Annotated in this window: 20 protein-coding genes and 2 pseudogenes; 8 read left to right on the top strand and 14 right to left on the bottom strand. The window is 71.6% G+C overall.

The features are described 5' to 3' along the window. Nucleotides 1–13 precede the first annotated feature (13 nt). The 10 genes from ACWGR4_RS34755 to ACWGR4_RS34710 all read right to left on the bottom strand — a co-directional run bounded on the left by ACWGR4_RS34755 (nt 14) and on the right by ACWGR4_RS34710 (nt 13,426). On the bottom strand, nt 14–808 hold the full coding sequence (locus ACWGR4_RS34755; protein WP_452128768.1) for a thioesterase II family protein: 795 nt from the start codon (nt 806–808) through the stop codon (nt 14–16). Then, nucleotides 805–1,902, bottom strand: a complete 1,098-nt coding sequence (locus ACWGR4_RS34750; RefSeq protein ID WP_452128769.1) for a C45 family autoproteolytic acyltransferase/hydolase — start codon at nt 1,900–1,902, stop codon at nt 805–807. Before ACWGR4_RS34750 ends, ACWGR4_RS34755 begins: the two co-directional genes overlap by 4 nt. Further along, nucleotides 1,899–2,513 (bottom strand): GNAT family N-acetyltransferase, encoded by a 615-nt coding sequence (locus ACWGR4_RS34745; RefSeq protein ID WP_380009732.1) that lies wholly within the window; start codon nt 2,511–2,513, stop codon nt 1,899–1,901. The genes ACWGR4_RS34750 and ACWGR4_RS34745 overlap by 4 nt, the downstream gene beginning before the upstream one ends. A gap of 1 nt (nt 2,514) precedes the next feature. After that, nucleotides 2,515–2,778, bottom strand: coding sequence for an acyl carrier protein (locus ACWGR4_RS34740; RefSeq protein ID WP_380009729.1), 264 nt, complete (start codon nt 2,776–2,778; stop codon nt 2,515–2,517). Continuing rightward, a complete protein-coding gene (locus tag ACWGR4_RS34735) occupies nt 2,762–4,312 on the bottom strand; it encodes an AMP-binding protein (RefSeq protein WP_452128770.1) in 1,551 nt (516 codons plus the stop codon). Before ACWGR4_RS34735 ends, ACWGR4_RS34740 begins: the two co-directional genes overlap by 17 nt. After that, nucleotides 4,309–7,650, bottom strand: coding sequence for an amino acid adenylation domain-containing protein (locus tag ACWGR4_RS34730; protein ID WP_452128771.1), 3,342 nt, complete (start codon nt 7,648–7,650; stop codon nt 4,309–4,311). The genes ACWGR4_RS34735 and ACWGR4_RS34730 overlap by 4 nt, the downstream gene beginning before the upstream one ends. Beyond that, nucleotides 7,647–9,950 (bottom strand): class I tRNA ligase family protein, encoded by a 2,304-nt coding sequence (locus ACWGR4_RS34725; protein ID WP_452128772.1) that lies wholly within the window; start codon nt 9,948–9,950, stop codon nt 7,647–7,649. Before ACWGR4_RS34725 ends, ACWGR4_RS34730 begins: the two co-directional genes overlap by 4 nt. A gap of 19 nt (nt 9,951–9,969) precedes the next feature. After that, the gene (locus ACWGR4_RS34720; protein WP_452128773.1) at nt 9,970–11,064 is read right to left on the bottom strand and encodes an NAD(P)/FAD-dependent oxidoreductase; all 1,095 of its coding nucleotides are present in this window, start codon (nt 11,062–11,064) and stop codon (nt 9,970–9,972) included. After that, nucleotides 11,061–12,413: a lysine N(6)-hydroxylase/L-ornithine N(5)-oxygenase family protein gene (locus ACWGR4_RS34715; RefSeq protein ID WP_452128774.1), complete on the bottom strand. Its 1,353-nt coding sequence runs from the start codon at nt 12,411–12,413 to the stop codon at nt 11,061–11,063. The genes ACWGR4_RS34720 and ACWGR4_RS34715 overlap by 4 nt, the downstream gene beginning before the upstream one ends. An 851-nt stretch (nt 12,414–13,264) precedes the next feature. After that, on the bottom strand, nt 13,265–13,426 hold the full coding sequence (locus ACWGR4_RS34710) for a hypothetical protein (protein WP_380009711.1): 162 nt from the start codon (nt 13,424–13,426) through the stop codon (nt 13,265–13,267). Nucleotides 13,427–13,782: 356 nt separating this feature from the next. Between ACWGR4_RS34710 and ACWGR4_RS34705 the strand changes: the two genes are divergently transcribed. The 4 genes from ACWGR4_RS34705 (at nt 13,783) to ACWGR4_RS34690 (ending at nt 18,632) form a co-directional block, all read left to right on the top strand. Further along, nucleotides 13,783–13,935: a hypothetical protein gene (locus ACWGR4_RS34705; RefSeq protein ID WP_380009708.1), complete on the top strand. Its 153-nt coding sequence runs from the start codon at nt 13,783–13,785 to the stop codon at nt 13,933–13,935. 163 nt (nt 13,936–14,098) lie between these two features. Further along, a complete protein-coding gene (locus ACWGR4_RS34700) occupies nt 14,099–16,027 on the top strand; it encodes a DUF4135 domain-containing protein (protein WP_452128775.1) in 1,929 nt (642 codons plus the stop codon). Next, on the top strand, nt 16,024–17,331 hold the full coding sequence (locus ACWGR4_RS34695) for a hypothetical protein (protein ID WP_452128776.1): 1,308 nt from the start codon (nt 16,024–16,026) through the stop codon (nt 17,329–17,331). The genes ACWGR4_RS34700 and ACWGR4_RS34695 overlap by 4 nt, the downstream gene beginning before the upstream one ends. Then, complete coding sequence (locus ACWGR4_RS34690; RefSeq protein WP_452128777.1) at nt 17,328–18,632, top strand: JmjC domain-containing protein; 1,305 nt, start codon at nt 17,328–17,330, stop codon at nt 18,630–18,632. Before ACWGR4_RS34695 ends, ACWGR4_RS34690 begins: the two co-directional genes overlap by 4 nt. On the opposite strand, the gene ACWGR4_RS34685 is transcribed toward ACWGR4_RS34690, so the two are convergent. Continuing rightward, nucleotides 18,619–20,094, bottom strand: coding sequence for a sensor histidine kinase (locus ACWGR4_RS34685; protein WP_452128778.1), 1,476 nt, complete (start codon nt 20,092–20,094; stop codon nt 18,619–18,621). The genes ACWGR4_RS34690 and ACWGR4_RS34685 overlap by 14 nt on opposite strands. Further along, nucleotides 20,088–20,822: a response regulator transcription factor gene (locus ACWGR4_RS34680; RefSeq protein ID WP_452128779.1), complete on the bottom strand. Its 735-nt coding sequence runs from the start codon at nt 20,820–20,822 to the stop codon at nt 20,088–20,090. Before ACWGR4_RS34680 ends, ACWGR4_RS34685 begins: the two co-directional genes overlap by 7 nt. Nucleotides 20,823–21,214: 392 nt before the next feature. Here ACWGR4_RS34680 and ACWGR4_RS34675 point away from each other — a divergent pair. Together ACWGR4_RS34675 and ACWGR4_RS34670 are read left to right on the top strand one after the other, a co-directional pair. After that, a pseudogene (locus ACWGR4_RS34675) lies at nt 21,215–21,667 on the top strand (MMPL family transporter); the annotation flags it as partial. Nucleotides 21,668–21,909: 242 nt separating this feature from the next. After that, nucleotides 21,910–22,302, top strand: coding sequence for a hypothetical protein (locus tag ACWGR4_RS34670; RefSeq protein ID WP_452128780.1), 393 nt, complete (start codon nt 21,910–21,912; stop codon nt 22,300–22,302). A gap of 89 nt (nt 22,303–22,391) precedes the next feature. Here ACWGR4_RS34670 and ACWGR4_RS34665 read toward each other — a convergent pair whose 3' ends face one another. Further along, nucleotides 22,392–23,288, bottom strand: a complete 897-nt coding sequence (locus tag ACWGR4_RS34665; RefSeq protein ID WP_452132856.1) for a sigma-70 family RNA polymerase sigma factor — start codon at nt 23,286–23,288, stop codon at nt 22,392–22,394. A gap of 102 nt (nt 23,289–23,390) precedes the next feature. Here ACWGR4_RS34665 and ACWGR4_RS34660 point away from each other — a divergent pair, with 102 nt between their 5' ends. Continuing rightward, complete coding sequence (locus ACWGR4_RS34660; RefSeq protein ID WP_380009685.1) at nt 23,391–23,852, top strand: carboxymuconolactone decarboxylase family protein; 462 nt, start codon at nt 23,391–23,393, stop codon at nt 23,850–23,852. Nucleotides 23,853–24,003: 151 nt separating this feature from the next. Here the strand turns inward: ACWGR4_RS34660 and ACWGR4_RS34655 are convergent, their stop codons facing one another. After that, nucleotides 24,004–24,783, bottom strand: a complete 780-nt coding sequence (locus ACWGR4_RS34655; RefSeq protein ID WP_452132855.1) for an alpha/beta fold hydrolase — start codon at nt 24,781–24,783, stop codon at nt 24,004–24,006. A gap of 187 nt (nt 24,784–24,970) precedes the next feature. On the opposite strand from ACWGR4_RS34655, the pseudogene ACWGR4_RS34650 reads away from it, so the two are divergent. Next, a pseudogene (locus tag ACWGR4_RS34650) lies at nt 24,971–25,941 on the top strand (S1C family serine protease). Nucleotides 25,942–26,016 lie beyond the last annotated feature (75 nt).

Below are 26,016 nucleotides of genomic sequence, written 5' to 3'. Positions count from 1 at the left end.
GGATCACTGAGGGTCAGATCACTTCGACGTGCTGGTCGGCCCGAACGGCGCTCAGCAGCAGGTCGATCACCGCCGAGGGGCCCTTGTCGCGGAAGTGGAAGTGGCCGCCGTCGACCCAGTGGCACTCGGGCGGGCGCACACATTCCCCCTCCCACAACGCGACCTTGTCGGCGGACAGATAGGGGTCGTCCCGCCCGGCGATCACCGTGACGCCCACCGCCAGCGGTGCGGCGGCCGTGTACTCGTAGCCGGCGGCCATCCGGAAGTCGGCGATCACGCCGGGCAGCAGCAGGTCCAGGACCTCGTCCTGGGCCAGCACCTCCGGAGGCAGGCCCTCGAAGAACTCCAGCGCCTCGGCGAACTCGCGGCCCTCCAGGGCGGCGAGCCGGCACACCCGCTCCGAGGGCGCGAGCGAGGGGGCCGATACCCCGGAGACGAACAACCGGCGCAGCGCGGGTACATCGCGCAACCGCCGCGCGGTCTCGAACGCGACGAGGCTGCCCAGGCTGTGCCCGAACAGGTACATCGGCCGCGTGGCATCGGCGCCCGGCGCGCCGGTCCGGGCCCGGATCGCCGAGGCCGCGCCGTCCGCGAACTCCGCCAGTGTCGGGCGGGTCTCGCGGGCCCGGTGCGCGCGGCCGGGCGGGCACACCGCGACCAGTTCGGCCTCGTCGCCCAACTCCTCCTGCCAGGCCAGGAACGACCGCGAGTCGCCGCCGGCGTGCGCGAAGCAGTACACGAGCGGGGTGTGCGCGGCGGCGTCGTCGCGCGAGACGAACCAGCCGTCGCCGGTCACGGACACACTCACGAGATCACCTCCGACGACGCGGACCCGCCGAGTGTCGCGGACGCGCGCAGTGAGAACGAGTGGGTGCGGTTCAGCGCCGGATCGCCCGGCCGCACGTGCAGTTCGCCGAGGTCGGGCCGCAACACCACGGCCGCCACGGTGCGTTCGCGACGGATGTCGCCGTTGCCCTCGACCCGGATCGGCGCTCGCGACAGCAACGCGAAGTGTGCCTCGACGCCCGCCTCGGGCGGCAACTCGCCCACCCGGACCCGGCAGGCCTCCAGGCGCTGTCGGGAGAAGTTGCGGGCGAAGACGTTGAGTTCGTCGTGGGCGAGGAAGTCCGGGTGCAGGAAGTGGTTGGTGTGCATGCTCGTCGAGGACACGCTCACCCGCTGCTCGTCGTCCAGGATCTCCACCCACGCCGTCTTGCGGGCATCGCACAACACCAGGTTCCGCGAACTCGCGAGCTTGAGGGTGCGCAGGATCCGCACCGCCTCGTCCACGTCGGCGGCGCTGTCCAACAGGTGACGGATGGCCAGGTAGGGCGGCAGGCCCGGCCGCCATCTGCCACCCAGCACCAGGTTGAGCCCGACGGCCAGGCCGTCGCTGTTGATCCCGAGATACCCCAGGAGCCCACCGAAGCCGAGCACCAGGACCCGGCGGGGCGAGCCGGTCCGCGCGATGTCCAGGACACAGATCTGGTCGTCGAGGTCGCCGTTGAGGTCGACCGTCTGCGCCAGCACCGGACCGGCTGCGCCGGCGACGGCGTACGTCGTGCAGTCGCCCATGGTCGGGATGCGCTGGTATCCCATCACCTCGCGCCGGATCTGCAGCAGCAGCGCCTCGTCGGCATCGAGCCCCGCGCCCTCGGCCAGCCCGCGCAACTCCTCGGCCAGCAGGGGCGTCTGGCCCTCGATCTCGACCCGGTAGGCGTCCAGCACGGGCCGCAGCGTCGCCCACGACACCGGGGTCGTCCCGACCCGGTTCAACCGGGCCAGTCCGTCGTCGAGGAAGGCCCGCAGGCTCTCCGCGCGCTCGACGCCGTGCCGCCGCCCGCACGCGAAGGCGTCGCCCCGGGCCCGCACCACCGGCACCGCGAGGGTGTCGGTGGTCATGCCTGCCCCGTCGGCCGGGTCACCTTGGGCCCGGCGAGCAACTGCCCGCGCACCGAGGGCCATTCACCGCGCAGCACGCTGTAGTAGATCGCGTCGCGGCGCCGCCCGCCGGGCATCGGGTTGAAGCTGCGCAGCACTCCCTCCTCGGTGGCGCCGATGTTGCGCAGACCCGCGCGTGCCTGGAGGTTGAGCACATCGGTCTTGAACTCCACCCGCTCGGCGCCCAGTTGTTCGAACGCGTGCTCCAGCATGAGGAACTTCGCCCAGCGGTTGATGCCCCTGCCCCGGAACTCGGCGCCCAGCCACGACCAGCCGATCTCCAGCCGCCCGTCCGGCTCGGCGATGCTGCAGAAGCTCATGCTGCCCGCCGTGCGGTCCACCGACTTGTCGATCACGTTGTAGACGACCCGGCGACCGGCGGCCTGATCGGCCAGCGCCGCGTCGAAGAACGCGTCGAACTCGGCGTCGGTGGCGATCACCAGCACGAAGTAGCGCCAGATCTCGGGGTCCATCGCCTGTTTGCGGATCGCCTCGCGGTCCTCGGGGACGATCGGGCGCAGCAGGACGTGCTCGTTCTCCAGTGTCGTCGAAGCCGTCTGCACCCAGGTCATCTCAAGCCGCCTTTCCGGCGTGGCGCGACAGCGCCTCGGTCACATCGCGCAGCGTGCTCATGGCCGCGACGTCGGGTTCGGTGAAACAGGCCAGGTCCACCCCGGCATCGTCGCAGGCGGCCATCAGGAACAAGACCTTGTTCAGTGAAGTCAATCCGTACGTGCCGACCATGTCCTGGTCCGGGTCGAGGTCCTGGGGGGCGACGTCGGACTCCAACACCCGGGCCAGGTTCGTCCTGGCCACGGTCTCAATCTCGGACTGCATGGATGCCTCCCTCGGTGTCGTGGATCCGGGCACGGTAGGCGTCGAGAATGCGCCCGCGCCTGGGCTTGAGCTGAGAGGTGAGCAGTCCGTTCCCGACGCTGAATCGGGGACTGGCCACCACCACCGCGCGGATTTGCTCGTCGGGCCCGAACGCGGCGTTGGTACGGGCGAGTTGTGCGGCGACGGCGCGCTTCAGTTCGGGTCCGCCCACCCCCGCCGCCGGGGAGACCACGGCGACCAGCCGGGTCTGCGTCGGGCAGAACACCACACACTCCTCGATCGCGGGACTGGCCTTCATCCGTTCCTCCAGCGGCCGTACGACGACCTTGCGGCCGTTGTCGAGCACGATCACGTCGTCGGCGCGGCCGTGCACGTACAGGAATCCGTCCTCGTCCAGTCGGCCGATGTCGTTGGTCCGCACCGTGCCGTCGGGGGCGAACACCCGCTCGGACACCCCGGGCGGCGCCTGCTCGTAGCCCGTGCACACGGGGTGGTCGGCGCGTACGTGAATCACTCCTTCGGCGTCCAGGATCACCCGTTTGCCCGGCAGGACACGCCCGACGCTGCCCCGCCGATGCGCGCCGGGATGGTTCTTGGTGACGATGCACGTCTCGTTGAGGCCGTAGCCCTCGAAGATCGGCAGTCCCGCGTCCTCGAAGAAGGCCAGCGTGCCGGTCGAGGCCGGCGCCGAACCGGTCCACAGGTAGCGGATGCGGTCGCCGAACAACCGTCGCGCGCCGTCGCGGCGCGCGGTCGCCTCGTCCGTGTCGGTGCCCGCGCCGCGCATCCGCGCCTCGATGTGCTTCCTGGCCGTCTCGAAGAACCCCGGCACGCCCATCACCACCGTCGGCCGGATCGCACGCAGCGCCGGGAACGCGGCCTCGTAGGTGCAGATCGTGACGTCGTGGCCCCAACGCAGCGCGGAATACGTCCAGTAGCGCTGCTGGAGCACCGACAGCGGCAGGAACACGAGCAGGTTGTCGCCGTCGCCGTGCGCGAACATCTCCTGGACCGCGCGCAGATCGTCGTCGATGCTGCCGACCGACGCGGTGAGCGTCTTGGGCTCGCCCGTGCTGCCCGAGGTGAGCTTCAGCGACAACACGTCGTCGGGCGTGTAGACGATCGGTTCCAGGACGCGACCGTCGTCCGGCAGGGCCGACGCGACCTCGATCTCGGTGAGCGCCCTGCTGCCGGGGGCCTGCGGTTGCCCGTCGGTGAACAGCACGGCCAGTCGGTAGCGTTCGCGCAGTCCGGTGTCGGTGTCGAACTTGGCGGGGTCGAAGCCCACCGTCACCGCGCCCAGGCGGATCGCCGCGAGATCGAGCAGTACCCATCCGAGGCCGTTCGCGGCCAGGATGCCGATCCGGTCGCCCCGCTCGAAGCCCAGGTCGCGCAACCACAGGGCGAGGCGCCCGGCACGCGTGTGCAGTTCGGTCAGCTCCATGGTCCGAGTCCCGCCGAGCCGGAAGAAAGAGATGTGCCCGCCGGGGGAGGGGGCCCGGGAGACGATGTGGTTGATCACCGAATCGCTCACGGCGTGCTCGCCCCCGCCCCGGCGCGCTCGGCCAGGCCGCGTTCGACGTGCGCGGCCATGGTGCGGATCGTGTCCACCTCCGGCAGGCGGTCCAGCGTGATGGTCAGACCGAAGCGTTTGCGCACCCCGGCCAGGATGCGCGCGGCCACCAGCGAGTCGCCGCCCAGGTCGTACAACGGGCGGGTGACGTCCAGGTCGGTGTCCGCGACGCGCAGCGGCTTGGCCCACAACCCGGCGACCACCAGCTCCAGTTCCGAATCGGCGGCGGTGGGCGCGGCCGACGCCGGCGCGACCGCCTCGGCGGCGGCCGCGAGCCGGGCCCGGTCGACCTTGCCGTTGCGGGTCAACGGCAGCGCGGCGTGCCAGTACACGGCGGCCGGAATCATGTACTGCGGCAAATGCTCGCGCAGCGCGGCGCGTACCGCGTCCACATCCGGGCGCTCGTCGCCGGCCGGGACCAGATGGGCGACCAGCCGGTCGCCCCGCGCGCCGGACTGCCGGGAGACCACCGCGCGTTCCACGGCGGGCAGCGCAACCAGTCGGGTCTCCACCTCGCCGGCCTCGATACGATAGCCGTTCACCTTGATCTGGAAGTCGCCACGGCCGAGGATGTCGATCTCGCCGTCCGGCAGATAGCGGCCCAAATCCCCGGTCCGGTAGAGGCGTTCGCCGCGCTCCGGGTCGAGCACGAAGCGCTCGGCGGTCAGCTCCGGGTCGTCCCAGTAGCCCCGCGCCAGACCCACCCCGGCCGCCCAGATCTCGCCGGTGACCCCGTCGGGCACGTCGCACCCGAACTCGTCGAGCAGATACGCCCGGTTGTTCGCGTTGGGTCGGCCGTACGGGATGCTGCGCGAGCCGTCCTCGTCCGGGCCGATCGGGTGCGACACATTCCAGATCGTGGTCTCCGTCGGCCCGCCCAGCGAGACGATCCGCGCGTCCGGCACGAGTTTGCGCAACTCCTGCGGCAACGTCGGCGGAATACGGTCGCCGCTCATCATCACCAGGCGCAGCGTGTCCAGCGCATCCGTGCCCTCTGCCGCCTGGTCGCGCAGCAGCGACACGATCGCCGGCACCGAGTTCCACACGCTCACCCGCGCCCGGCCGCACAACGACAACCAGTGCGCGGGATCGGCCGCGCGGTCCGCGTCCGGCAACACCACGGCCGCCCCGGCGCACAGGGCGCCGAAGACGTCGTAGACGGACAGGTCGAAGTTGAAGGCGCTGATCCCGAAGAAGCGGTCCGCCGGTCCTATGCCGAAGCGCGCGTTGCAGTCGGCGACCACGTTGGCCACACTCCCGCGAGCGACCATGACCCCCTTGGGCTCGCCGGTGGTCCCCGACGTGTACAGCACATACGCCAGATGGTCGTCGTTCGCCGCGCCGGGCACCGGACGCGGATCGGGCACCGGCCCCGGCGGCAGCGGCCGGCCGGCGTCGAGCACCAGGACCTCGCGTCCCGCCTCGGCGCCCGCCTCCCCGTCGTTGGTCAACACCACCCGCGCCCGGCCGTTGTCCAGCATGTACGCGCGCCGCGCCGGCGGGAGCGTGGCATCGACCGGCAGGTACGCGGCCCCGGCGAGCAGCGTCGCGACAATGCCGACGACCTGCTCGGGCCCACGATGCATCACCAGCCCGACCAACTCGTCCGGGCCCACGTCGTGGGCGCGCAACCAGGCGGCGGCGTGCGCGGCGTGCCCGTACACCTGTGCGTAGCTCAGCCAGGCGCCCGCGGTCAGCACCGCGGGCGCGTCCGGCGCGCGCTCCACGTGCGCCAGGAACGCGTCGATCAACATGCCCGGCGCGGGCGGCGGCGTCGCCGTCGCGTTGGCTGCCCGGCGGCGCTCGCGCTGCGCCTCGGGCAGCAGGTCGAACGTCCGTGCCGACCACGACTCCTCGGCGAGCAGAGCCTCCAGGAGGTGCTGGTAGCCCGATACCAGGTCCGGCACCAGGCCGTCCGGGAACAGTGCGTCGACGCTGTCGAACTGCACCACCACGCCGCCGTGTTGCTCGAACGTGGAGACGTCGAGCCACACCTGCGGGGTCTGACTGGAGGTGTACACCTCCGGCCCGAACAGCTCCAGGGCCGAGCCGTCGACGTCGGCGTGCGCGTAACCGAGAGCGCTGTTGAACGTGTACGCCATCGGCCCGCGCGCCGCGCCGTCGCCGCGCCGGGTGGCCTCGCGCAACACCTCGATGCCGGTGAAGTGCCGGTTGTCCAACCCTCGGCGCAGCCCGGCCTGCAACGCGCGGGCCCGCTCGACGAAGGGCAGGCGCCGGGCCACCTCGATCTCAACGAGCATCGTCTCGCAGAAGTTGCCGACGGCCTCGAAGATGCGCGGGTGGATCGGCGGACGGTTCGCCACCGTGGTGTTGATCGTGAACCGTGAACCGGCGCCCCAGGCCGCGAGGGTGTCCGCGTAGACCGCGAACAGCACTGCGGAGGGGGTGAGTCCGGCCGCCGCCGCGCGAGCCTTGAGCGCGGTCCACCGCGGCTCGCTCAGCCGGGCGAAGCGCGCCGAGAAGCGTGGTGCCACGATCGAGGAGGGGCTGGTACGCAGGGGCAGGTCCGGGGCGGGCGCGAGGTCGTCGAGGCGGTCCATCCAGTACGCGCGGGCCCGCTTCGCCGGGGCCCGGGTGCGCGCGGCCTCCACGGCAGCTACGTACGCCTCGAAGGACGCCTCCTCCGTCGGGACCTCGGCCGTACCCTCCGTCGTGTCGTAGGCCCGGCGCCAGTCGCGGAAGAACAGGAACATGCCGATCGCGTCCATGACCAGGCCGTCGTGGTCGACGTGCAGCACCATCCGGTCGTCCGCGAGGACGGTGACATCGACCGCCACGAGCGGCGCGCGGTCGGCCGGCAGGATGCGGTGCGAGCGCGACGCGCGTTCGGCGCGCAGGTGTTCGTGCCGGGTCGCCTCGGACGCGACGCGCAGGTCCATGCGCCCGATACGCACCTCGACCTCGGCCTCCCGCACCTGGCGGCCGTCGGGGGTGAAGCGGGTGCGCAACGCGTCGTGGCGCGCCACCACCGCGCGCAGCGCGGCCTCCAGGCGGTCGAGGTCCCAGGCGCCCTCGATCTCGTGGTAGACGTGGCTGGCCACGTTGCCCATCTCGACGTGCTCGCCCCGCCCGACCAGGTAGCTGCGTTGCAGGTCGGTCAGCGCGAAGCCGTCCGGCGGGTCCAGATGGGCGACCAGGGCCGCCTTGTGCTCCTTGATCAGGCGCAGCAGTTCGGCATCCATACGCTCCCGAGGGCCCTGCAGGCGCAGATCGGCTCCGGCGGCCGAGATGGTCAGCCCCCTGGCCTCGATCTCGCGGAGAATCCCGAGGTGGTTCACGCCGGCACCCCCGCGCGTGCTGCGACGTCGTCCGGGTCCAGTCCCTCGGCGATCAGCGCGCTCAGTTCGGCGACGGTGCGGGCGCCGAGCAGTTCCTCGATCGGGACGTCGGCGTCGACCTGCTCGGTGAGTTGGTACTGCAGGGCGATCGCCTGGAGCGATGCCATCCCCAGCTGGATCAGCGAGCGGTCGTGCACGGGCTCGTCGGCGGGCAGTCGCAGGAGATCGCGCACCAGCGCGCTGAACCACGGGAGCAGCGGCGGGTCCGATCGGTCGGCGGCCGGTGCCGAGGGTTGCGCGTCGGCCGTCCCGGGGACGGCGAAGAACTCCCGGCCGGCAAGGTCGACGACGGTCCCGGCCGGTACCAGGTCGACCCGGGCGGGCCAGCGGGTGGGCGCGGGGATGCCGAGCGCGGCGGACAGGCGCTCCGCGAACCGGGGCATCACCGGGGCGCCGCACGTGGCGAGCAGTCGGGCGGCGGCCAGTTCGAGGGCGATCCCCGTACGCGCTTCGTCCTTGAAGTCGGCCACGTCGGCGGCGGGGGCCTGGAGACGCACGAAGGCGGTGACATCGGTGACGATGCCATCCAGCAGTTCGGCCGCACGGTTGAGCGAGAAGCCGTCCTGCCCCAGCGCGCCGGTCAGCGCCGACCGGCGCGCCTCCAACCGGGCCAGGAAGGCTGCGTGTTCGGGCCGCCAGACGCCGGCGTCGGGCGCCACGCCGGCGTATCGCTCGGCGACGCGCTCGCCCAGGTCGTGCAGCCATCTCTGCCAGGTGCCGACGAGGGTGTCCCGGACGTAGGTCTCGTACGCGTCGGGGGAGAAGCCGGTGCGCCGGCCCTCGGGGCGGGTCAGCGCGAGGTAGAAGCGGATCGCGTCGACCGTGCGGGGGTTCAGCACGTCCTTGCCCCAGATCGCGTGGCCGCGGCTGGTGGAGAACTTGCTGTCCTCCAGGAGGTAGAACTCGTTGATGTGGTAGTCGATGTCCGGCTGCCAGCGCGGATGCGCGACCCGGTACAGCGCCGGGATGAACATGGGGTGGAAGAAGCTGCCGTCCGAGCCCAGGAAGTGCACGATCTTCCAGTCGGGCGAGGGGGCGTCCGCGGCCCAGTCGCGGCCCAGGTCGCGGCCGAGTTCGCCGATGCCGTACAGGATGCTGAAGGCGTAGTCCAGCCACGACCAGATCACCTGGCCCGGTACATCGCTCTCGGCGGGGGTGATGCCCCACTCGGCCACGTGCGTGACCGGGATGTGCAACTGATCGCGCCGACCCAGGCGTTCGGCCAGCTCCTTGACCGCCGCCGGGACCCGGCCGAGCCGGTGGTGGTCGGTGACCACCTTCCCGAACTCGTGCAGCGGGAAGGTGTAGCGCACCAGCGCCCGCTCGTGCGGCGGCGCGTCGCACGCCGCCGAGCGCGGCTCGATCAGGTCGGTGCACACGTTGGGTTCCAGGCACGTCTCGCAGATGTTGCCCCCGCTGTCGCCGTCGCACGTGGGGCAGCGGCCGGACACCCCCGACTCGTACAGGTATTCGCCGGTGTCGGCGGCGAACAGCGCGGCGCTCTCGCGCGGTGCCACGGTTCCCGACGCGGTCAGTCGGGAGAAGAACGCCCGCAGCGCGGCCGGATAGGCGTCGTCGCGGCTGGTCGCGGTGTACTGGTGGACGTCGATGTCCATCAGCTTCAGCGTGGCCAGGATCTCGGCGCTGTAGTGCGCGGCGGTCTGCGCCGGGGTGCGGCCCTCCCGACGGGCGGCGGCCACCACGTAGTTCTGGTAGTCGTCGCTGCCGGTGATGTGCCACGCGTCGGCGCCGAGCATGCGCTGGTGGCGGACGAACACGTCGGCGCCGAAGAACGGCCCCGACAGGTGCCCCAGATGCAGGTCGCCGTTGGGTGTGGGCGCGGAGGAGAAGACGAACACCGGACGGGTGCCGAATCCGCGGTGCCCGGTGTCGTGGGCGGCGTTCATCGCCCGTTCGCCGTCGCGCCAGTACAGGCTGACGAACAGCAGGTCGGTGTCTCCCGTGTTCTCCACGGAGTGGGTCTCGAACGGTTCGAACTGGACCACGGTGGAGGCGGATACCGGATGGCGCTCGGCGTCCACGGTCAACTCCCCGGTGCCGGAGACGAACACCCATGTCTCCGTCTCGTCGTGCTGGTGGGCCTCCGAGCGTGCGCCGGGGGCGACGCCGACCCAGGTCGCGCCGACACCCAGCCGCGTCGCGGAGCCCGCCTCCACGGCGGCCACGGCGACGCCGTCGGCGGCGTGGGGGGCGTCGGGGCGGTAGGTGCTGATCTTCACGACGGCTCCTTCACTTCGATCACGCGTGCGCAGGAATCGAGGACAGGTCCAGCAGATCCGCGGCCTCCGCCGCGATCGCCGGGGCGAGCCGATATCCGGACCCGTTGGCGGCGCCGGCGAAGACGACGCTTCCGCCGCCCAGCGCCCGCACCTGCGGTTCGCCGGTGGGGCTGTACGCGTCGCAGAACACCCGTCCCGAAATGCGGTGTTCGGCCAACGCGGGGGCGTGGCGGCGCAGGCTCGCGCGCGCCTGGTCGACGTCGTCGGCGGACAGGCCGCCGGCCAGGTCGTCGGGATCGACGTCCCAGGTCGTACAGGTGTAGCTGAACAGCCAGTGCCCCGAGGCGTGCAGCGGCAGCAGGAAGGCGTCCTCGTCGTGGAAGACGACGGCCCGGTCGGTGCGGGTCGGGACTCGCTCGACGTGCAGGGCGACGATCTTCTTGACGCGGGCGCCCAGCGGGGCCAACAACTCGCGCCAGGCCGGTTCGGCGAGCCAGGGTCCCGGGGCCAACACGACCCGATCGGCGGTCACCGTCTCGCCGGTGCCGAGGGCGAGTTCGACACCGCCCGGGCCCGGCTCCGCGTGGCCGACGGCGCGCAGCGTGTCCACGTGCACACCCTCGCGCAGGGTCACCCGTGCCCGCAGTTCCCGGGTGAGGTCGTGCACCAGCGTGTATACGTCGGCGTACTGGGCACCCCGACAGTCCCAGACCCGCGCATGGTCGGGAAGTCGCAGGTCGGGCGGGCCGGTTCGGTCTTCGGGAGGGTCGACGGGGGTCAACTCGGCGCTGTCGAGGTAGATCTCGCGCACGCGTGCGGCGTTCGCGGGGGAGGCGACCACCGACATCGGCACCGCGTGAATCGGCAACTCGGGCTCGTCGTTTTTGAGTTCCGCGTAGTACCGCTGGCTGTACGCCGTCATCCGCCGCACCCGCTCCGTCGCGCCGCGCGGACAGTGCAGTCCGGCCGACCGCCGGCTCGCACCGGCACCGACGGTGTCCCGGTCCAAGAGCAGGACGGACGCCTCCGGCGCGCGGGCGAGGATCTCCCGGGCGACCAGGCAGCCGACGATTCCGGCGCCGACGACCGCCACATCGGTGTGTTCCCGGCTCACAGGGCGTCCAGGTCGTCGACGGGCGGTTTGGCGGACCACTCCACGAACGACGGCAATTGTTCGTCGGAGCCCACCCCCAGAAGCCGGTCGAGGATGCGCCGGCTGCGCCAAGCGGTCAGGCTCAGATTGGGATCGGCGAGGCCGCGCTGACCGCGTGCCGCGTTCTGCATGAAGATGAGGCGATCGCGAGGGCCGTCCCATTGCACGGCGAAATCCCGGTCGATGCGATACTCGTCGCCCTCGCGTTCCAGGCGGCTTTCGATCGGCGCGAGGAATTCGGTCGACGCCGGACGGAATCCGGTGGCCCACACGATGGTGTCCACATCCACGTACTCGACCACACCCGGCCGGTCGTTGTGGCCCATCTCGATGGTCCACCCGCCGGACTCGTTCCCGCTCACGTCGGTGACCCCACGATTGGGCAGCAGCGCCAGCAGATCCTGCGTGCCCTCGATGAAGCGGTGCTCGTAGCAGCGCTGGTAGATCTCCCGCAACGTCGACTCGGAGATGCCGTCGCTGCTCAGCACATGACGACGGTTGAGCGACTCGCGGACCGCCCGGTCCACCCCGGCGAAATACTCCGAATAGCTCGGCGTGTAGTACTCGTTCGTGAACGGCGAGTCGTCGATGGGAAAGTAGTTCCCGCGCCGCGAGATCCAGGTCACGCGCCGGGGTAATTCCTGCGGCGCGCGGGATATCAGATTCAAGAACGCCTCGGCCCCGGACTGGCCGCCACCGACCACGGCGACCCGTTTTCCGGCGAGTCCGGGGCGTGTTCCGTCGATGAAGTCGCTGACGTGGAACTGGGTGTCGCCGAGTTTGTCCCTGGCATGCTCGGGAACCCAGGATGTGGTACCGACTCCGACGCAGATATTCTCCGCCGTCACGGTACGCCGACCGGTGTGCACGACGAACGTGTCACGCACGTCGTCGAACTCCACGGCAACCACTTTTTCGCCGAAGACGATGTTCTCGTTGCGTCGGCTCGCCCACTCCAGATAGTTCCGGAATTCCCGGCGGGGAACCGCGTCGTACCGGGCGTTGATGAAGTGGTAGATCTTGCCCTGCTCGTGCAGATACGAGAGGAAGGAGAACCCGTTGGTCGGGTCGGAGAGGATGACGAGATCCTTGAGCAGCGACACCTGTAACGACGCGCCGGGGATCTGTTGATTGTCGTGCCAACCGAACCGCTCCTTCTGGTCGAGAAAGAGGTTCGGCGTCTCCGCGCGCCCGTGCAGCAGTGACGCCAGGCTCAGGTTGGCGGGACCGACTCCGATGCCGACACAGCGGTACTGCGCCGACTGGGGCTCGATGTTTCCCGAAACACGGTTTTCGACTGGTTTCCCCACGGCTCGACGACACTCCCAGCACTCGCGCAGGACTGGTCATCCGGCGAAATCCCCGTTGGACGCGCGTAACACGCGTGACGGCCGGGGACAGCCCCGGGCGTCGGGAACGGCACGCACGGAGCTTCACGACGGATGCTTCTCGGAGGGGTGGCCGCCGGGCACCGCGGTGGTCGAACGATGGTCCGCGGCGCGCGTCGGGCGGTGACAAGTGGTCGGATGGTGCGCACGAGATTCCCTGCCGGCCTGTTCTCGAATTTCGAGAATCGGCGGTCGGGATGCGGAGGCCGGGCCCCGGCTCGTCCGGTCGAGTCGATGCCGATGTCGACCGGAGGAGAGGGCGTCGGCTTCGCGGGGAAGCTTCGGAATGGCTAGGGTTCAGCTATTCATTTCGATTTCACCAAAGGTTCGGGTCATCAAATTTTCCCGTGCGACTTCGCGCGGACTGATGACCGGGATTGACTGTATAGCAGGCCGGTCGGCTTGGCTAGTGTGTCGCGGCGAATCCGGCGGAAGATCGATTACCTGTCGATCGGGGAAAACGCGAAGATCGTATTCCGGTTCCCCAATCTGTGACAACTGCCGAGATGGTATTGATCGGCTTGTTTGCCATGGATATCGGCGGGTGTATGCGCAGGTCGGGCCATGGGTGGGCGAATTTGATCATCGCCGGCCGACAGGATCGATGAAGATCGATGCGCGCATTTTTGGCGACGGCATATCGTCGCGGTTCCCGAGGAAGGGGAGTCCTCGATTTCGGGATCGTCCGGGTGCCGGCTCGGCCGGGACGGACGCATGAATGTGGTCCGGGCGCTCGTCGAGCCGACGATGCCGCCGTGCTCGGTGCGCGTGGATCAGGTGCGTACGGCCGTCGCCGTCGTGGCGGTGTGCCGCGCGGCGTGCTCCGGGCGCGGCCGGCTCATCACGCGGGCGAGGTACCGGCCCAGGGACAACAGCGCCCAGAGCGGTACCCCGAGGAGGGTGAGGGCGAGGAACAGGCCGCCGATGAGGAACATGAATCGGAAGTATGCCGGACGAGATGGGGCACGTCACCCTCTTCGGGTCGATCGACTCGGCTCCGCCCCGGGACCGACGCCCTCCCCGATCCCGACGGATCGTCCGGAGGAGCGATTTCCGGCCTGCCGGCAGATCCCGCCCGTCGGCGCCGGGCCCGCCGTCGCCGACCGGGAAACGGGGCCGGGCGCGGTCGGACAACGGGGCCGGGCGCGGTCGGACAAGTGTCCGGAATTCGGCTGCCGTCCCCAGGAATTCCCGCCAATGATGAGATCTGTCGGCGGGTATGTGGGCCTCTCCGCCCGTGATCGATTCGCCGACCCACCCCTCACCGAAAGCATACGGAAGGGAGATTGCGATGGAATTGCGCGGCGGTACGGAACTCCACATCGAATCGGCCGACGAGGACGAATCGTTCGACATTCTCGTGGGTGACCTGGAGTTCGAACTCGTGGACGACCGGCTCCGTCCTCCGACGAGCTGTACCCACTACGGGTACTGCCCGGCCTGAGGCTGAGCCCGCACGTCGGATGCCGTGCCCGAGGGTGCGGCATCCGGCGTGTTCCGGCGCATCCGACGCCCGGATTCGCACATCCCGAGCCCGGCCCGAGTCCGGCCCGAGTCCGGCCCGAATTCCGCTCGAGCCCAGCCCCGTCACGGAAGGACGATTCGTCTTGGCCACCACGCTGCCGGTTCCCGTGCTCGACCGGCTGATCCGGCATGTACGGGAGGGCGGCGCCCAGGAGGTGTTCCCGCCCGTCGTCACCGACGGACCGGCCGAAACCCTGGTGCCCGACGGCGCGTTGGGCGGCGAGGGGGACGCCGACCAGGTGACCGCGCTGCTCGCCGAGGACCGGTTCGCCCCCTTCCGGCGCGCGATGGAGCGACTCGACGCCTGGAGCGTCCGCGCCGCCGCCGGCATCGGCGCCGACCTCCTGGCGCCCGGCGTACTCGACCCGGTCGACTCCGCGCTGTTCGGCCCCACGCTGAGCGCGATCTTCACCGCCTGCCACCACTCCCCGGCGTCGGTGGCCGAACGCCTGGCGGAGCTGCGCGTCACCCAACTCCAGTCCGCGCTCGACCTGTTCCTCGTCCGCATGGGCACCGACCTGGGTGCACCGAACCGGCCGCGAGATCCGCGCCTGGCCGGTCCCGTGGTCGAACTGCGCGCGCACGGAGCGGAAACCCACAACGGCGGACTGCGGGTGCTACGACTGGCGTTCGCGGGCGGCGGCGCGCTCGCGTACAAACCGCGACCGGCGAACGGGGAAGCCCTGTTCCTGGCCGACGGCACGATCGGAGACGACCGGCAACCCGCGGAACCGGGCGGCCTGTTCGAGCGGATCAACGCACTGCCGGAAGCCGCCGGACCGGTGCGACTGCCGACCCTGGCCACCTGGACCGGTAGCGGTCCCGGCGCGCGCGGCTACAGCTGGCACGAGTGGATCGAAGCACCGGCCGAGCAGGGTCCCGTCCGCGTCGACGGCTCCACCACGATGACCGGCACGGTCCTCACCCCCGAACAGGCGCGCCGCTTTTGGCATCGGGCCGGCAACCTCGCCGCGACCTGTGTCGCCTTCGGCATCTCCGACCTGATCGGCGGCAACGTCCCGGCCGGAGCGCGCCCGCACCGGGCGCACGACGAACCCATGCTGTACCCGGTGGACCTGGAGTGCTACTTCACCGGATCGAGCGGACTGCGCGCCACCGGCCTCCTGAGCCCGGCCCCGTCGCCCGCCGAGGCCACCGCCGACGACTTCGAATACCCGCCCGGCCTGGAGGACACCGCCGACTGGCGGGCCCTCGAGGGTGGCGCGCTGGTCTGGCGACGCTCGGCCGACGGGACGCTGCGACTGCTGCCCATGGACCGCCCGCCGACCCGAACGGTGGTCCCCTCCGCCGTCGCGGATACCGAGGGCGGGTTCGGCCGCGCGCCCCACCTCCTGTCGATGCTGCGCGGCATGTTCGACGCCTGGACGCTGCTGTGCCGGCACCGCGAGGCGGTGCGGCGCGAACTGGAACCCCGGGCGCGCCGGGCGTACATCCGCATCGTGCCACGCCCGACCGCCGACTACGCCCGGGCCATCGACGCCCGACTGCGCGGCACCACCGCGGAATGCTACCCGGACGGCGAACCGTTCGGCGTCGACGAGAAGGCGCAGCTGAGCCGCTGGGACGTGCCCTACTACTTCTGTGCGGCGGCCTCGGCCGACGGCGACCCGGCCGCCCCCGGCGCACCGCTGCTCACCATGGCCCCGGCGCCGGAACCCTTCCTGGCCACGCCCGTTCCGCTCCGGGAGAGCCCCGAGGCGGAGGTCCCCGATTTCCCCACTGCCGGACTGCACCGCTACGCCGACCCCACCCTGGCCGCGCTCGGCCCGGCCCTGCGCGACGCGGTGGTCGGTGTGGTCGAGCAACTGCCGGACACCCGAGCCCTGATGGACCCCGCACTGGGGGTGACGCTGCGCTGGTCCGAGGGCGGCGCCGAAGGCCGGGTCGACTTCGACTGGCCGCGGGCGAGCCGGCGGATCGGCTACGAGTGGGCCGGCGGCACACTGCGCATCCACCTGGTCAAGCTCGACACCCCCACGGAGGCGTCGTGAGCGGCACGGCGACCGGAAGGGCCGGAACGACCGGGCTGCCGGCCCCTACCGGCGGGTCGACCGACGAGCGGACCGGGGCCGACTGGCGCGATGTCTGCGCCCGCGCCTGGGATCGCGAACCGGCGCGCGTATCGCACGTCGTGCCCCCGATCGACGCGGTCACCGCCTTCCGTACCGCGACCGCGATGAGCGGCCCGTTCCGCGCCGGAGCGCGCCCCCGATCGGTCTCGGCCGTGCGCTTCTTCACCGTCGACGGCCGACTCGCTGCCCCCGGCGCCCTGTTGCCCACCGAGGACGACTACGACCTCGATCGTTACGCGGACCGGCTCGACGACGAACTCGACGGCAAGGGCTGGCTGCTGACGATCCGGCACCCCTTCGTCCTGGACTTTCCCCGCTGGGCGCGAGCCCGGGACGCGCTGGCCGGACTGTGGTCCGGGATCGGGTGGCCGGCACTGCCGCTCACGTCGGAGCTCTGCTTCGGCCACGACTTCCGCACCCCACCACCCGCGCCCGGGACGGACGTGCTGACCTGGGTACTCGCCGGCACCCATCGGCGCGACGCCGGCGCGGGCGACGTGCTGTACCACCCGGCGGCGGCCGTGGAGCCGGACGGGGGCGAGGAGTTCTCCGATCGGGCCGCCGTGTTGCGGATCACCGTGCCCACCGATCCGACCACCGCGCTCCCGGCCGTACGCGGCGTGCTCCAGGACCTGATCCGCCGGGACCCGGTGGCCGCCCAACCGATGCCGTACCTGCCCTATCCGCCGCCGGAGAACGCGGACGGCTCGACGCCGCCGATCGCCGAGTTCGCCGAGGTCGCGCGGGTGCTCGGCCGGGTGGCGGGCGACCCGGACGGGGAGTTGACCCGCACGGTGCGCCGCCGCTGGGCCGCCCGGCGCACGGCGGCCGGCCTCGAACCGGTACCCGAACCCCGCTCCGCCACCGCGCCCGGACCCGGCATCGAACCGGCCATCGACGCCCACTCCCGATTCCGGCTCGTCGCCGAGGTCCTGCGGGTGCCCGAGGGCCCCGCGGCCGAAGTATGGGCGGTCAACGGCCTGTTGCTCCCGGTACGCGGCGCACTGGCCCCGCGCGTCCTGGCCGCACTGGACCGGCGGCGCACCAGCGACCTCGCCGAGGTGTGCGCCGACGTGGGCGTGACCGGGCACACCACCCGTGAGGAAGGCGTCCTGACCCTGCTGCGCGTGCTGTACCGGGTGCGCGCCATCGAATCGGCGGCCGAGGCGGACACGACCGAAACGACGGACACGACCGAAGCGACGGCGGGGGAACCGACATGACCGACCGCACCGGTGGCGTCGACGTCATCGACGGCCTCGACTGGGACCTGATCGCCGACCGCTACTGGGACCGCCGTCCGGTCCTGATCCGCCTCCCGGGCGGCCCGTCGGCCCACCCCTTCCGCCCGGACGACGTGTTCGGCTCCGCCGTGGCCGCCACCGCTGCCAACGCCGCCGGGGAGATCCCCAAACACGTGCGCTTCGCCGTCGACCGTGACCTCAAGTCCCGCCCCGACGGCTGGTTGCCGCTCGCCGAGGACGACTCGCTCGACGGCTACGCCACGCGCCTCGCCGAACGCCTCGACGGCCGCCGGTACTCGCTGACCGTGCAGGCGTTCCACGCCTTCAACCACCCGCTGTGGCGCCGCGAACGGGCTTTCTACGACGGCGCCTTCCGCCGCTTCGGGCTGCCGCTGAGCAGCGCCATCACCACGATGTTCCACGGCAACTACGAGCACACCCAGATCGGCGCGCACAAGGACCGGTTCGCGTCGTTCATGTTCGCCCTCCAGGGCCGCAAGGTGATGCGCTTCTGGCCGGAGCGGCCGTGGACGGAGGCGGTCACCTCGGTGCTGGACTACGAGCGTTACCTGCCGGGTTCGTTCGCGGTCGAGGTGCACGCAGGCGAGATGCTCTACTGGCCGTCGAGCCACTACCACGTCGGGGAAAGCGCGCTCGACGACACCCCCGCGACGAGTGTGAATGTCGGCCTGCCCCGCGAATTCACCCGCGTCGCCTTCGAGGTGGCGGAGTATCTGACCGACCCCACCCCCGAGTCCATGCTCAGCGAGGAGATGGAGACGGCCGGGCTGCCGCCGCTCGCGGGACCGTCCTGGGCGCCACCCGACCAGGACGAAAGGCCGCTGTCGGCAGATGTGTTACCCGCCGCGCTCGACCAGGCGGTGGACTTCTTCCGCTCCGGCGCGAACGAGGAGGCGGCCCGCGAGTGGGTGGCGACGTTGTCGCTGCGCCGCTGGACGGCCGGCGGCTTCTTCCCCGCGCCGCCGCCCGCGCCGCACCGGTCGCTGACCGACGAGGTCGCCGTCGGGCTGCCCGCCGACGAGCCGGTGCGTTGGCAGGACATCGGCGCGGTACGGATCGTCGCCGCGTGCGGGCACACCACGCGCACGCCCCTGCCCGCCGAGGCCGTTGCCCGCCTGCTCGCCGCGCTGCGCGCGCCCGCACGGGACCAGCGGGTCGGCTCGCTGCTCGACGAACTGCCCTCACCCGCCCGGGAGGACGGCCGACGCCTCCTGGAGGACCTGACCGGCTTCCACGCCCTCACCGTCACGGGGGATTGAGCCCGCGGATCGGCCCGCCGGCCCCACCGACCCGGCCGGCCTCCGTCGTCTTCGCCTCCGCCAAGGCGGGCAACCGCACCTCGACCACCGTCCCCCCACCGGGCGCCGGCCCGATCGTGATCGTGCCGTGGTGCATCTCCACGATCGCCGCGACGATGGACAACCCCAGACCGCTGCCGCCCTGGGTGCGACTGCGGCTCTTGTCGGCCCGATGGAACCGGTCGAAGACGTGCGGCAGATCGGCGGCCGGGATGCCCGGGCCGCGGTCGCGGACGGTCAGCACCGCCTCGCCGCCGGCGGCGCGCAGTTCGACCTCGGCCGGGGTATGCACGGGCGTATGCATCCGGACGTTGCCGAGCAGGTTGGCCGCCAACTGCCGCAGCCGGTCCTCGTCCCCGAGCACGCTCACCCGATCCCCGACCGGCAGGCCGGCCCAGGTCAGTGGTCGGTCGGGCTCGATTGCGGCGGCGTCGCGGCAGGAGTCGGCGACCACCCGGGTCAGGTCGACCGGTTCCAGGTCGGTGTCCTGTTCCTCGTCCAGGCGCGCGAGCAGGAGCAGCGCCTCGACCAGGCCGTTCATCCGGCGTATCTCGGCGCGCATCCGGCTCACCGCGTCGTCCACCGCGGCCCGGTCGGGCAGCGCGCCGCGCTGGTACAACTCGGCGTATCCGCCGATGGATTGCAGTGGATTGCGCAGTTCGTGCGAGGCGTCGGCGACGAATCGGCGCAACCGTTCCCGGGAGGCGTCCCGCGCGTCCAGCGCGGCCTGGATCCCGTCGAGCATCCGGTCGAGCGCGATGGCCAGTCGGCCGACCTCGGTGCGCGGGCCGATCAGCGGATCGTGCACGCGCTGTGCGTAGTCGCCGGCGGCAATCGTGTCGGCGACTCGGGCGGCGCGCTCCAGCGGCCGCAACTCCCGCCGCACGAACAGCGCGGCGAGCAGGGCCAGGGTCGGCAGCGCGATGCCGACGGTGGCCAGCACGACGTAGAGCGCGTGGTCGGCCGCCGCCTCGGTCTCGCGCACGCTCAGTGCGATCAGGGCGGTGCGCCCGTCGGTCAACGCCTGTACCCGCACCCGGAAGCTCTCCCGCGACCCCGGTTGCGCCGAGCCGGTGGTGAACGTGGCGCCGCTCGCGGGCAGCGGACCGGTCAACCTCGGTCCCGGGCCCTGGGGTTGCCGGTGCACGACGGCGAGCGCGACGTACAGGCCGCCCGGGTACTCCAGCCACACGCCCGGATCCAGGCTCATCGGCGCGTTGCTGCGCTCGCGGGTGTCCAGCGCGCGCAACGCGGCGGCGGTGGTGTCCAGTTGCTCGTCCAGGCGGTCGAACAGCGACTCCCGGAGCACCCCCACGGTCACCGCGGCGCAGGTGTTCAGCACGACCGTGCACACCACGATGATCACCACCACCAGGCGGCGGTGCAGCGGTTGGGTGCGGATCCCGGCGCGCAACCTCAGCACGGCGGGGTGCGCAGGCAGTAGCCGACGCCGCGCCGGGTGTGGATCAGCGGCGGACTCTGCCCGTCGTCGATCTTGCGACGCAGGTAGCTGATGTAGGTGGCCACCACGGTGTCGTCGCCGTTGAAGTCGTAGGACCAGACGTGCTCCAGGAGCCGGGCCCGGGTCAGCACCCGATCCGGGTGCAGCATCAGGTAGCGCAGCAGGCGGAATTCGGTGGGGGACAGGTCGATGTGCCGGCCCGCGCGGCGCACCTGGTGGGCGGAGGAGTCGAGTTCGAGGTCGGCCACGCGCAGGACGTCGCCGCCGGGGTCGGCGCGGCGGGTGCGGCGCAGCACCGCCTCGATACGCGCGGTGACCTCGTCCAGTCCGAAGGGTTTGGTGATGTAGTCGTCGCCGCCGGCGGTCAGCCCGCGCACCACGTCCTTGCGGGTGTCGCGTGCGGTGAGGAAGACCACGGCGACGGGCAGGCCGTCGGCGCGCAGCCGGCGCAGCACCTCGAAGCCGTCGCCATCGGGCAGCATGATGTCGAGCAGGACCAGTTCCGGCAGGAAGTCCCGGGCCACGGTGAGCGCTTGTCGTCCGGTGGCGGCGGTGCGCACGTCGTAGCCGACGAAGCGCAGGAACCGGGTGACGGTGTCCACGATCGCGGGTTCGTCGTCGACGACCAGGAGGCGACCGCGCTCGGTCGGCGGCGCGGACGAACCGCCCGATGGCTCCGCAGTGTTCATCTGGTTCCTTCTCGATGCGCGTTTCGCCGGACGGACGGGCCCCGGTCCGGTACCAGCGTGGCGCACGAACCGGCGGGCATTCCATGGGAGTGGTGTGTGAATGGGGCCTTTCGCGGCCCGGTTCAAGGGGGTTGCCAGGCGGTCGGCTCGTGGCGTGGACGGGATCGGGCCGACCCGATCCCATCCCCGTGCCGTATCCGTCCGGGAGTTCGTGATGTCCTCGCTGTTGTATCGCCTCGACCGTTTCGCCTATCGCCGCCGCCGGTTCGTCATCGCCGCCTGGGTCCTGATCCTGGTGGCCTCGGCGGCGGCCACGCTCGCCCTGATGAAACCATTCGCGTCGCGCAACGACATCCCGGGCACCGAGTCGCAGCGCTCCCTCGGCCGGCACCGGGCCGATCGTGAGCTTCCTGCCGATCCTGCCGATCGGCATCCTGTTCGGCCTGGCCATGGACTACGAGGTGTTCCTGGTCTCGCGGATGCGCGAGGAGTACACCCACGGGCGGCCCGCGCTCGACGCGCTGCGGGTGGGCTACGGGCACAGCGCCAAGGTGGTCGCCGCCGCCGCGCTGATCATGGTGTCGGTGTTCGGGTCGTTCGTGTTGTCCGACAACGTGGTGGTCAAGGGCATGGGCTTCGCGCCGGCCGCGGGCGTGTTGTTCGACGCGTTCGTGGTCCGGATGACGCTGGTGCCGGCCGTACTGGCGGTGCTCGGCGCTCGGGCCTGGTGGTTGCCCCGGGCCCTCGACCGGTTCCTGCCGGACGTGGACCCGGAAGGCGCCGGACTGGCGCGCCGACTCGACGGCGCCGGCGCCGTGCCGACGGAGCGGGTGCCCACGTACTGAACGAGACCCGCTTTCCGCGATCCGGGCCGGTACTCCGGTTGTGCGCTGGTGCTCCAGGCCCTCGACGGCATGTCGTGGGCCGTGGCCGCGCGAGCGGAATCGAGCGACGGATCGGATGTGGTGGACGTGCTGCGGGGCGCTACGGGGGCACCTGAGGCGGGTGGTACGCCCGGTGGGTGGCCCCGACGCCCGATGGGAACAGGTGTTCGAATTCGGGTTCGATCGGGGCTACCATGATCGGCATGACCGAGCCACCGGACGTCGACGCACTGGAGGCGTCGTTCTCCGGTGGCCGCGCGACCCTGGGGCAACGCGTCGACGCCACCCGCGCGCAGGCGGCCCGCGCGGACGCGGAGACGCCGCGCCACGGCCGGCCCGGACCGCCGCCACCGGCGGAGGGCACGTGGGTGTGGGTCCGGCAGCCGGAGGACCGCGGCGTACTGCTGTGTCGTGTGGTGCGCTGGGAGCGCACCGCGTCCGGCGCCTGGGCGCTGCGCGTCGACCTGCCGATCTGGGCCGGATACCGGGTTCCGGGCGGGTACGAGATCGACGGGTCGCACCACCTGCAGATCGCGCCGACGCACGCGCTGATCGAGATCCCGGGCCAGGACTACAGCCGCATCCCGCGCCCGTAGGGCGTACCCGCGTCACGGCGACGCGTCGCGCGTCGGCGGTCGGCGCGAGGCCGAAGGCCCTTCGCACCGACCGCCGTGGGGCGATCCGGTCAGCTCGTGAGCATGCTCAGGTCGATCCCGGCCAGCCGCTCCGGGTCGGTGAGGATGTCCAGCGAGGTGATCCGCCCGTCCTCGATCGTGAACGCCATCACCGACAGCGGCGTGCCGTCGGAGGCCAGCGAGACCACGCCCGGCGTGCCGTTGATCAGCGCCGGAAGCGCGATCTCGGCGAAGCGGGCGAAGGTGATCGCCTGCGACGCGACCTCGGCCGCACCGCGCCGGACCAGGCTCGGCCGCAGCGTGCCGCCGTCGGAGCGGGCCACCACCTCGGGGTGGAGCACGGCGACCAGGGCCTCGAAGTCGCCGCCGCGCGAGGCGGCGAGGAACGCGTCGACCACCGCGCGCCGCCGACCCGGGTCGGGCTCCGGCGCGGGCGAGACGCCCTGGACCCGCCGCCGGGCCCGACTGGCGAGCTGCCGGGTGGAGGCGAGCGTACGGTCCAGAACCGGGGCGATCTCGTCGAACGGCACGCCGAACATGTCGTGCAGGACGAAGGCCAGCCGCTCGTCCGGGGCCAGCGTCTCCAGCACCACGAGCAGCGCGATGCCGACCGAGTCGGCCAGCAGGATCTCCTGCTCGGGATCCATGCCGTCGGGACCGCTGACGATCGGATCGGGCAGGCGCACGAACCCGTCGTCGTCCTGCAGCGGATCCTCCCGGCGCGCCGTCCGCGACCGCAACATGTCCAGGCACACCCGGCCGACCACCGTGGTCAGCCAGCCGCCCAGGTTTTTCACCTCGGAGATGTCGGACCGACTCAGCCGCAACCAGGCGTCCTGAACCGCGTCGTCGGCCTCGCCGAGCGAGCCCAGCATCCGGTAGGCCACCGCTCGCAGATGCGGCCGGGTCTCCTCGAACCGCTGCGCCAGGAAATCTTCTTCGCTCACCTGTCACATCTCCATCGGCCGTTTCGTCAGTGCAGTGAAGGACGATAACCGGCCGGTACTCGAACGAACCGACCGCCCACGATCGAGAGAGAAGAAGACGTCATGAGCGCTCGGATGAAGAACCCCGCCATGGTCCTGCCCGACACGATGAAGGGCATCCAGTCCATCTACAAGGCGATGTACTCCGGCGGCGTGCCGCAGGAGATCCTGGAACTGGTCCACCTGCGCGCCAGCCAGATCAACGGCTGCAGCGCCTGTGTGTTCGCCGGCGTCGCCGGCGCCAAGAAGGCGGGCACCACCGACGAGCGGCTGCACGCCGTCGCGGCCTGGCGCGAGGCCCCCTTCTTCTCCGACGCCGAACGCGCCGCACTGGCCCTGACCGAGGCTTCCACCCGGCTCGCCGACCACAGCGGCCAGGCCGTACCGGACGCGCTGTGGGACGAGGTCGCCGACCACTTCGACGAGCGGCAGCTGTCCGCGATCATCCTGATGATCTCGATCACCAACTTCTTCAACCGGATCAACACCACGATCGAGGAGCCGGCCGGCGCCTCCTGGGGCTGAGCCGCCGCGGCACGGGGCGATACCCGGGATCCCGCGACGGTCCCGGGGCCGACACCACGCGCGGAGGGCGTGCGTGGTGTCGGCGGAACGGGGGTCGAAGGCGTGCGGCGGACACACCTTCGACGGTCGCTCAGGACACGCGGGGCAGGGCTCAGGAGCCGACCGGCAGGAACGCGTCGAGGATCGGGAGCAGCAACTCGGCGCGTCCGGGCACGGCCATGTGCGTGGTGTCCGGCAGGACCGCGAGCCGGGACGAGGGGATCAACCCGTGCATGAGCGCGGCGTGTTCCACCCGGATGAAGTCGGTGTCGCCGATCACCAGGAGGGTGGGCGCGGCGATCGCGCGCAGCTCGTCGTCGGTCCATTCGGTGAAGCCGTGCGCGACGGGCTGGAGCTTGGCCAAGGTGGCTCCGAAGGCGGTCGGGTCGGGGGCGACCCGGGCGTACGCCTCGACCATCGCCTTGAAGTCGGCCTCGGTCGGCAGGCGCGGCGAGGTCTGCTCGGGGGCGGAGATCTCCGGGAAGTAGCCGTCGTGCCGACAGTGCGTGGCCAACAGGGCCAGCCGGTTCACCCGTTCCGGCGCGCGCACCACGGCACGCAGCGCGGTCAGGCCGCCGAGGCTGTAGCCGAGCAGGTCGGCCCGATCGATGTCGAGATGGTCGAGCAGCGCGATCACGTCGTCGGCCAACACCTCCAGCGACATCTCGCGGTCGGAGTCGGCGGTGTGCCCGTGCCCCTGCAACTCGACGCCGATCAGCCGCCGGTTCGCGGCGAGCGCGGGCAACAGCGCGCCGAAGGACAGGTCGATGGTCTGCGCCCCTCCGTGGAGTAGAACCAACGGGGGCGCGGCTCCCTCGACACCGTGCTCCTCGTAGTACATCTCGATCCCGTTGACCGGCGCGTAGCCGGCGGTGCGTGCACTGATCGTCATCCCACTGCTCTCCTGACCCTCGTCCGAGTGAATACGCGACGTCACACTCATTGGACCGCCGGAGCCGGCAAAACTCATCGCGGGCACCCGAACGTGCGGGCGCGCTCCGGGTTGCGGTGTCGGGTTTTGGGGTGGGCTTGGGGGTGCTCTCAGGTGGTCTTCATCTGCGGGATCGAGAGTCTCGGGTATGACGGAAGACAATGCGGGGCGCGCGGAGTCCACCGGGAGCAAGACGCGGGCCCCGGGTCGGCGGCGGGTGAAGCGGGCCTTGCCGGTGCCGGTGGTGGCGGCCGTGGTGGCCGGCCTGGTCGGCGGGTTGTCCGGGGTGGTCGTGGTGCGCCACTTCGAGGACGCCGACCACGCGCCGCCGGCGGCGATCGGCGGGGCGCCCGTGCGCAACGCCTCCGCGGGCGGGGGCGCGGGGTCGGTGTCGGCGGTGGCGGCGGCCGTCCGGTCGAGTGTGGTCGAGTTGCGGGTGACCTCGCGGCGCGGCTCGGTGACGGGTTCGGGGGTGGTCCTGGACACCGCCGGCCGGATCCTGACCAACGATCACGTGGTGACCGGGGCGGGTCCCGGCGGCCTCACGGTGGTCTTCGCCGACGGTCGCACCGCCGCCGGCACCGTGTCGGCGAGCGACGCCGCCCACGATCTCGCGGTGGTCCGGGTGAGCGGTGTCGGCGGCCTCACCCCGGCCGTGCTCGGCGACTCGGCGTCGTTGCAAGTGGGCGACGGGTGGTCGCGTTCGGTTCGCCCCTCGGCCTGGGCGGCACGGTCACCTCCGGTGTGGTCGGCGCGCTGAACCGGCCCATCACGACGTCCGGAGAGAGTGCGGTCGTGCCCGACGACGCGAGTGGCGTGCGTACCTCGCCCATCGCGGCGACCGACGCGAACACGGTGACCTACCAGGCGATCCAGACCGACGTCGCGTTCGGCTCGGGCAGTTCGGGCGGCCCGCTCGTCGATCTGTCCGGCCGGGTCGTGGGCATCGACTCGGCCATCTACGACACCACCTCCGAGGGCGGCAACGACCTGCCCTGGGGCGGCAGCAGCGGTGGCAGCGGCGGCGCCGAGGCGGACGCCGGCAGTGTCGGCATCACCTTCGCGATCCCGATCGATGTGGTCAAGACCTTCCTGAACACCCTCGGCCCCGACGCCTGACACCGACCCGAGTCGATCGTGCCTACCCGCGTGGGCCGGGCACCGGGTGGCGGACCCAGACGTTCGGCTCGACGT

The sequence above is a fragment of the Embleya sp. NPDC055664 genome (assembly GCF_053618075.1).
Note: the sequence above shows the minus strand (reverse complement) of the source record. Positions and strands in the feature narration are given on the sequence as shown.

Coding starts and splice junctions, on each gene's coding strand:
- ACWGR4_RS34750 (WP_452128769.1), bottom strand. CDS start 1,902: ATGACCACCGACACCCTCGCGGTGCCGGTGGTGCGGGCCCGGGGCGAC.
- ACWGR4_RS34745 (WP_380009732.1), bottom strand. CDS start 2,513: ATGACCTGGGTGCAGACGGCTTCGACGACACTGGAGAACGAGCACGTC.
- ACWGR4_RS34740 (WP_380009729.1), bottom strand. CDS start 2,778: ATGCAGTCCGAGATTGAGACCGTGGCCAGGACGAACCTGGCCCGGGTG.
- ACWGR4_RS34710 (WP_380009711.1), bottom strand. CDS start 13,426: ATGTTCCTCATCGGCGGCCTGTTCCTCGCCCTCACCCTCCTCGGGGTA.
- ACWGR4_RS34705 (WP_380009708.1), top strand. CDS start 13,783: ATGGAATTGCGCGGCGGTACGGAACTCCACATCGAATCGGCCGACGAG.
- ACWGR4_RS34690 (WP_452128777.1), top strand. CDS start 17,328: ATGACCGACCGCACCGGTGGCGTCGACGTCATCGACGGCCTCGACTGG.
- ACWGR4_RS34680 (WP_452128779.1), bottom strand. CDS start 20,822: ATGAACACTGCGGAGCCATCGGGCGGTTCGTCCGCGCCGCCGACCGAG.
- ACWGR4_RS34670 (WP_452128780.1), top strand. CDS start 21,910: ATGACCGAGCCACCGGACGTCGACGCACTGGAGGCGTCGTTCTCCGGT.
- ACWGR4_RS34660 (WP_380009685.1), top strand. CDS start 23,391: ATGAGCGCTCGGATGAAGAACCCCGCCATGGTCCTGCCCGACACGATG.
- ACWGR4_RS34655 (WP_452132855.1), bottom strand. CDS start 24,783: ATGACGATCAGTGCACGCACCGCCGGCTACGCGCCGGTCAACGGGATC.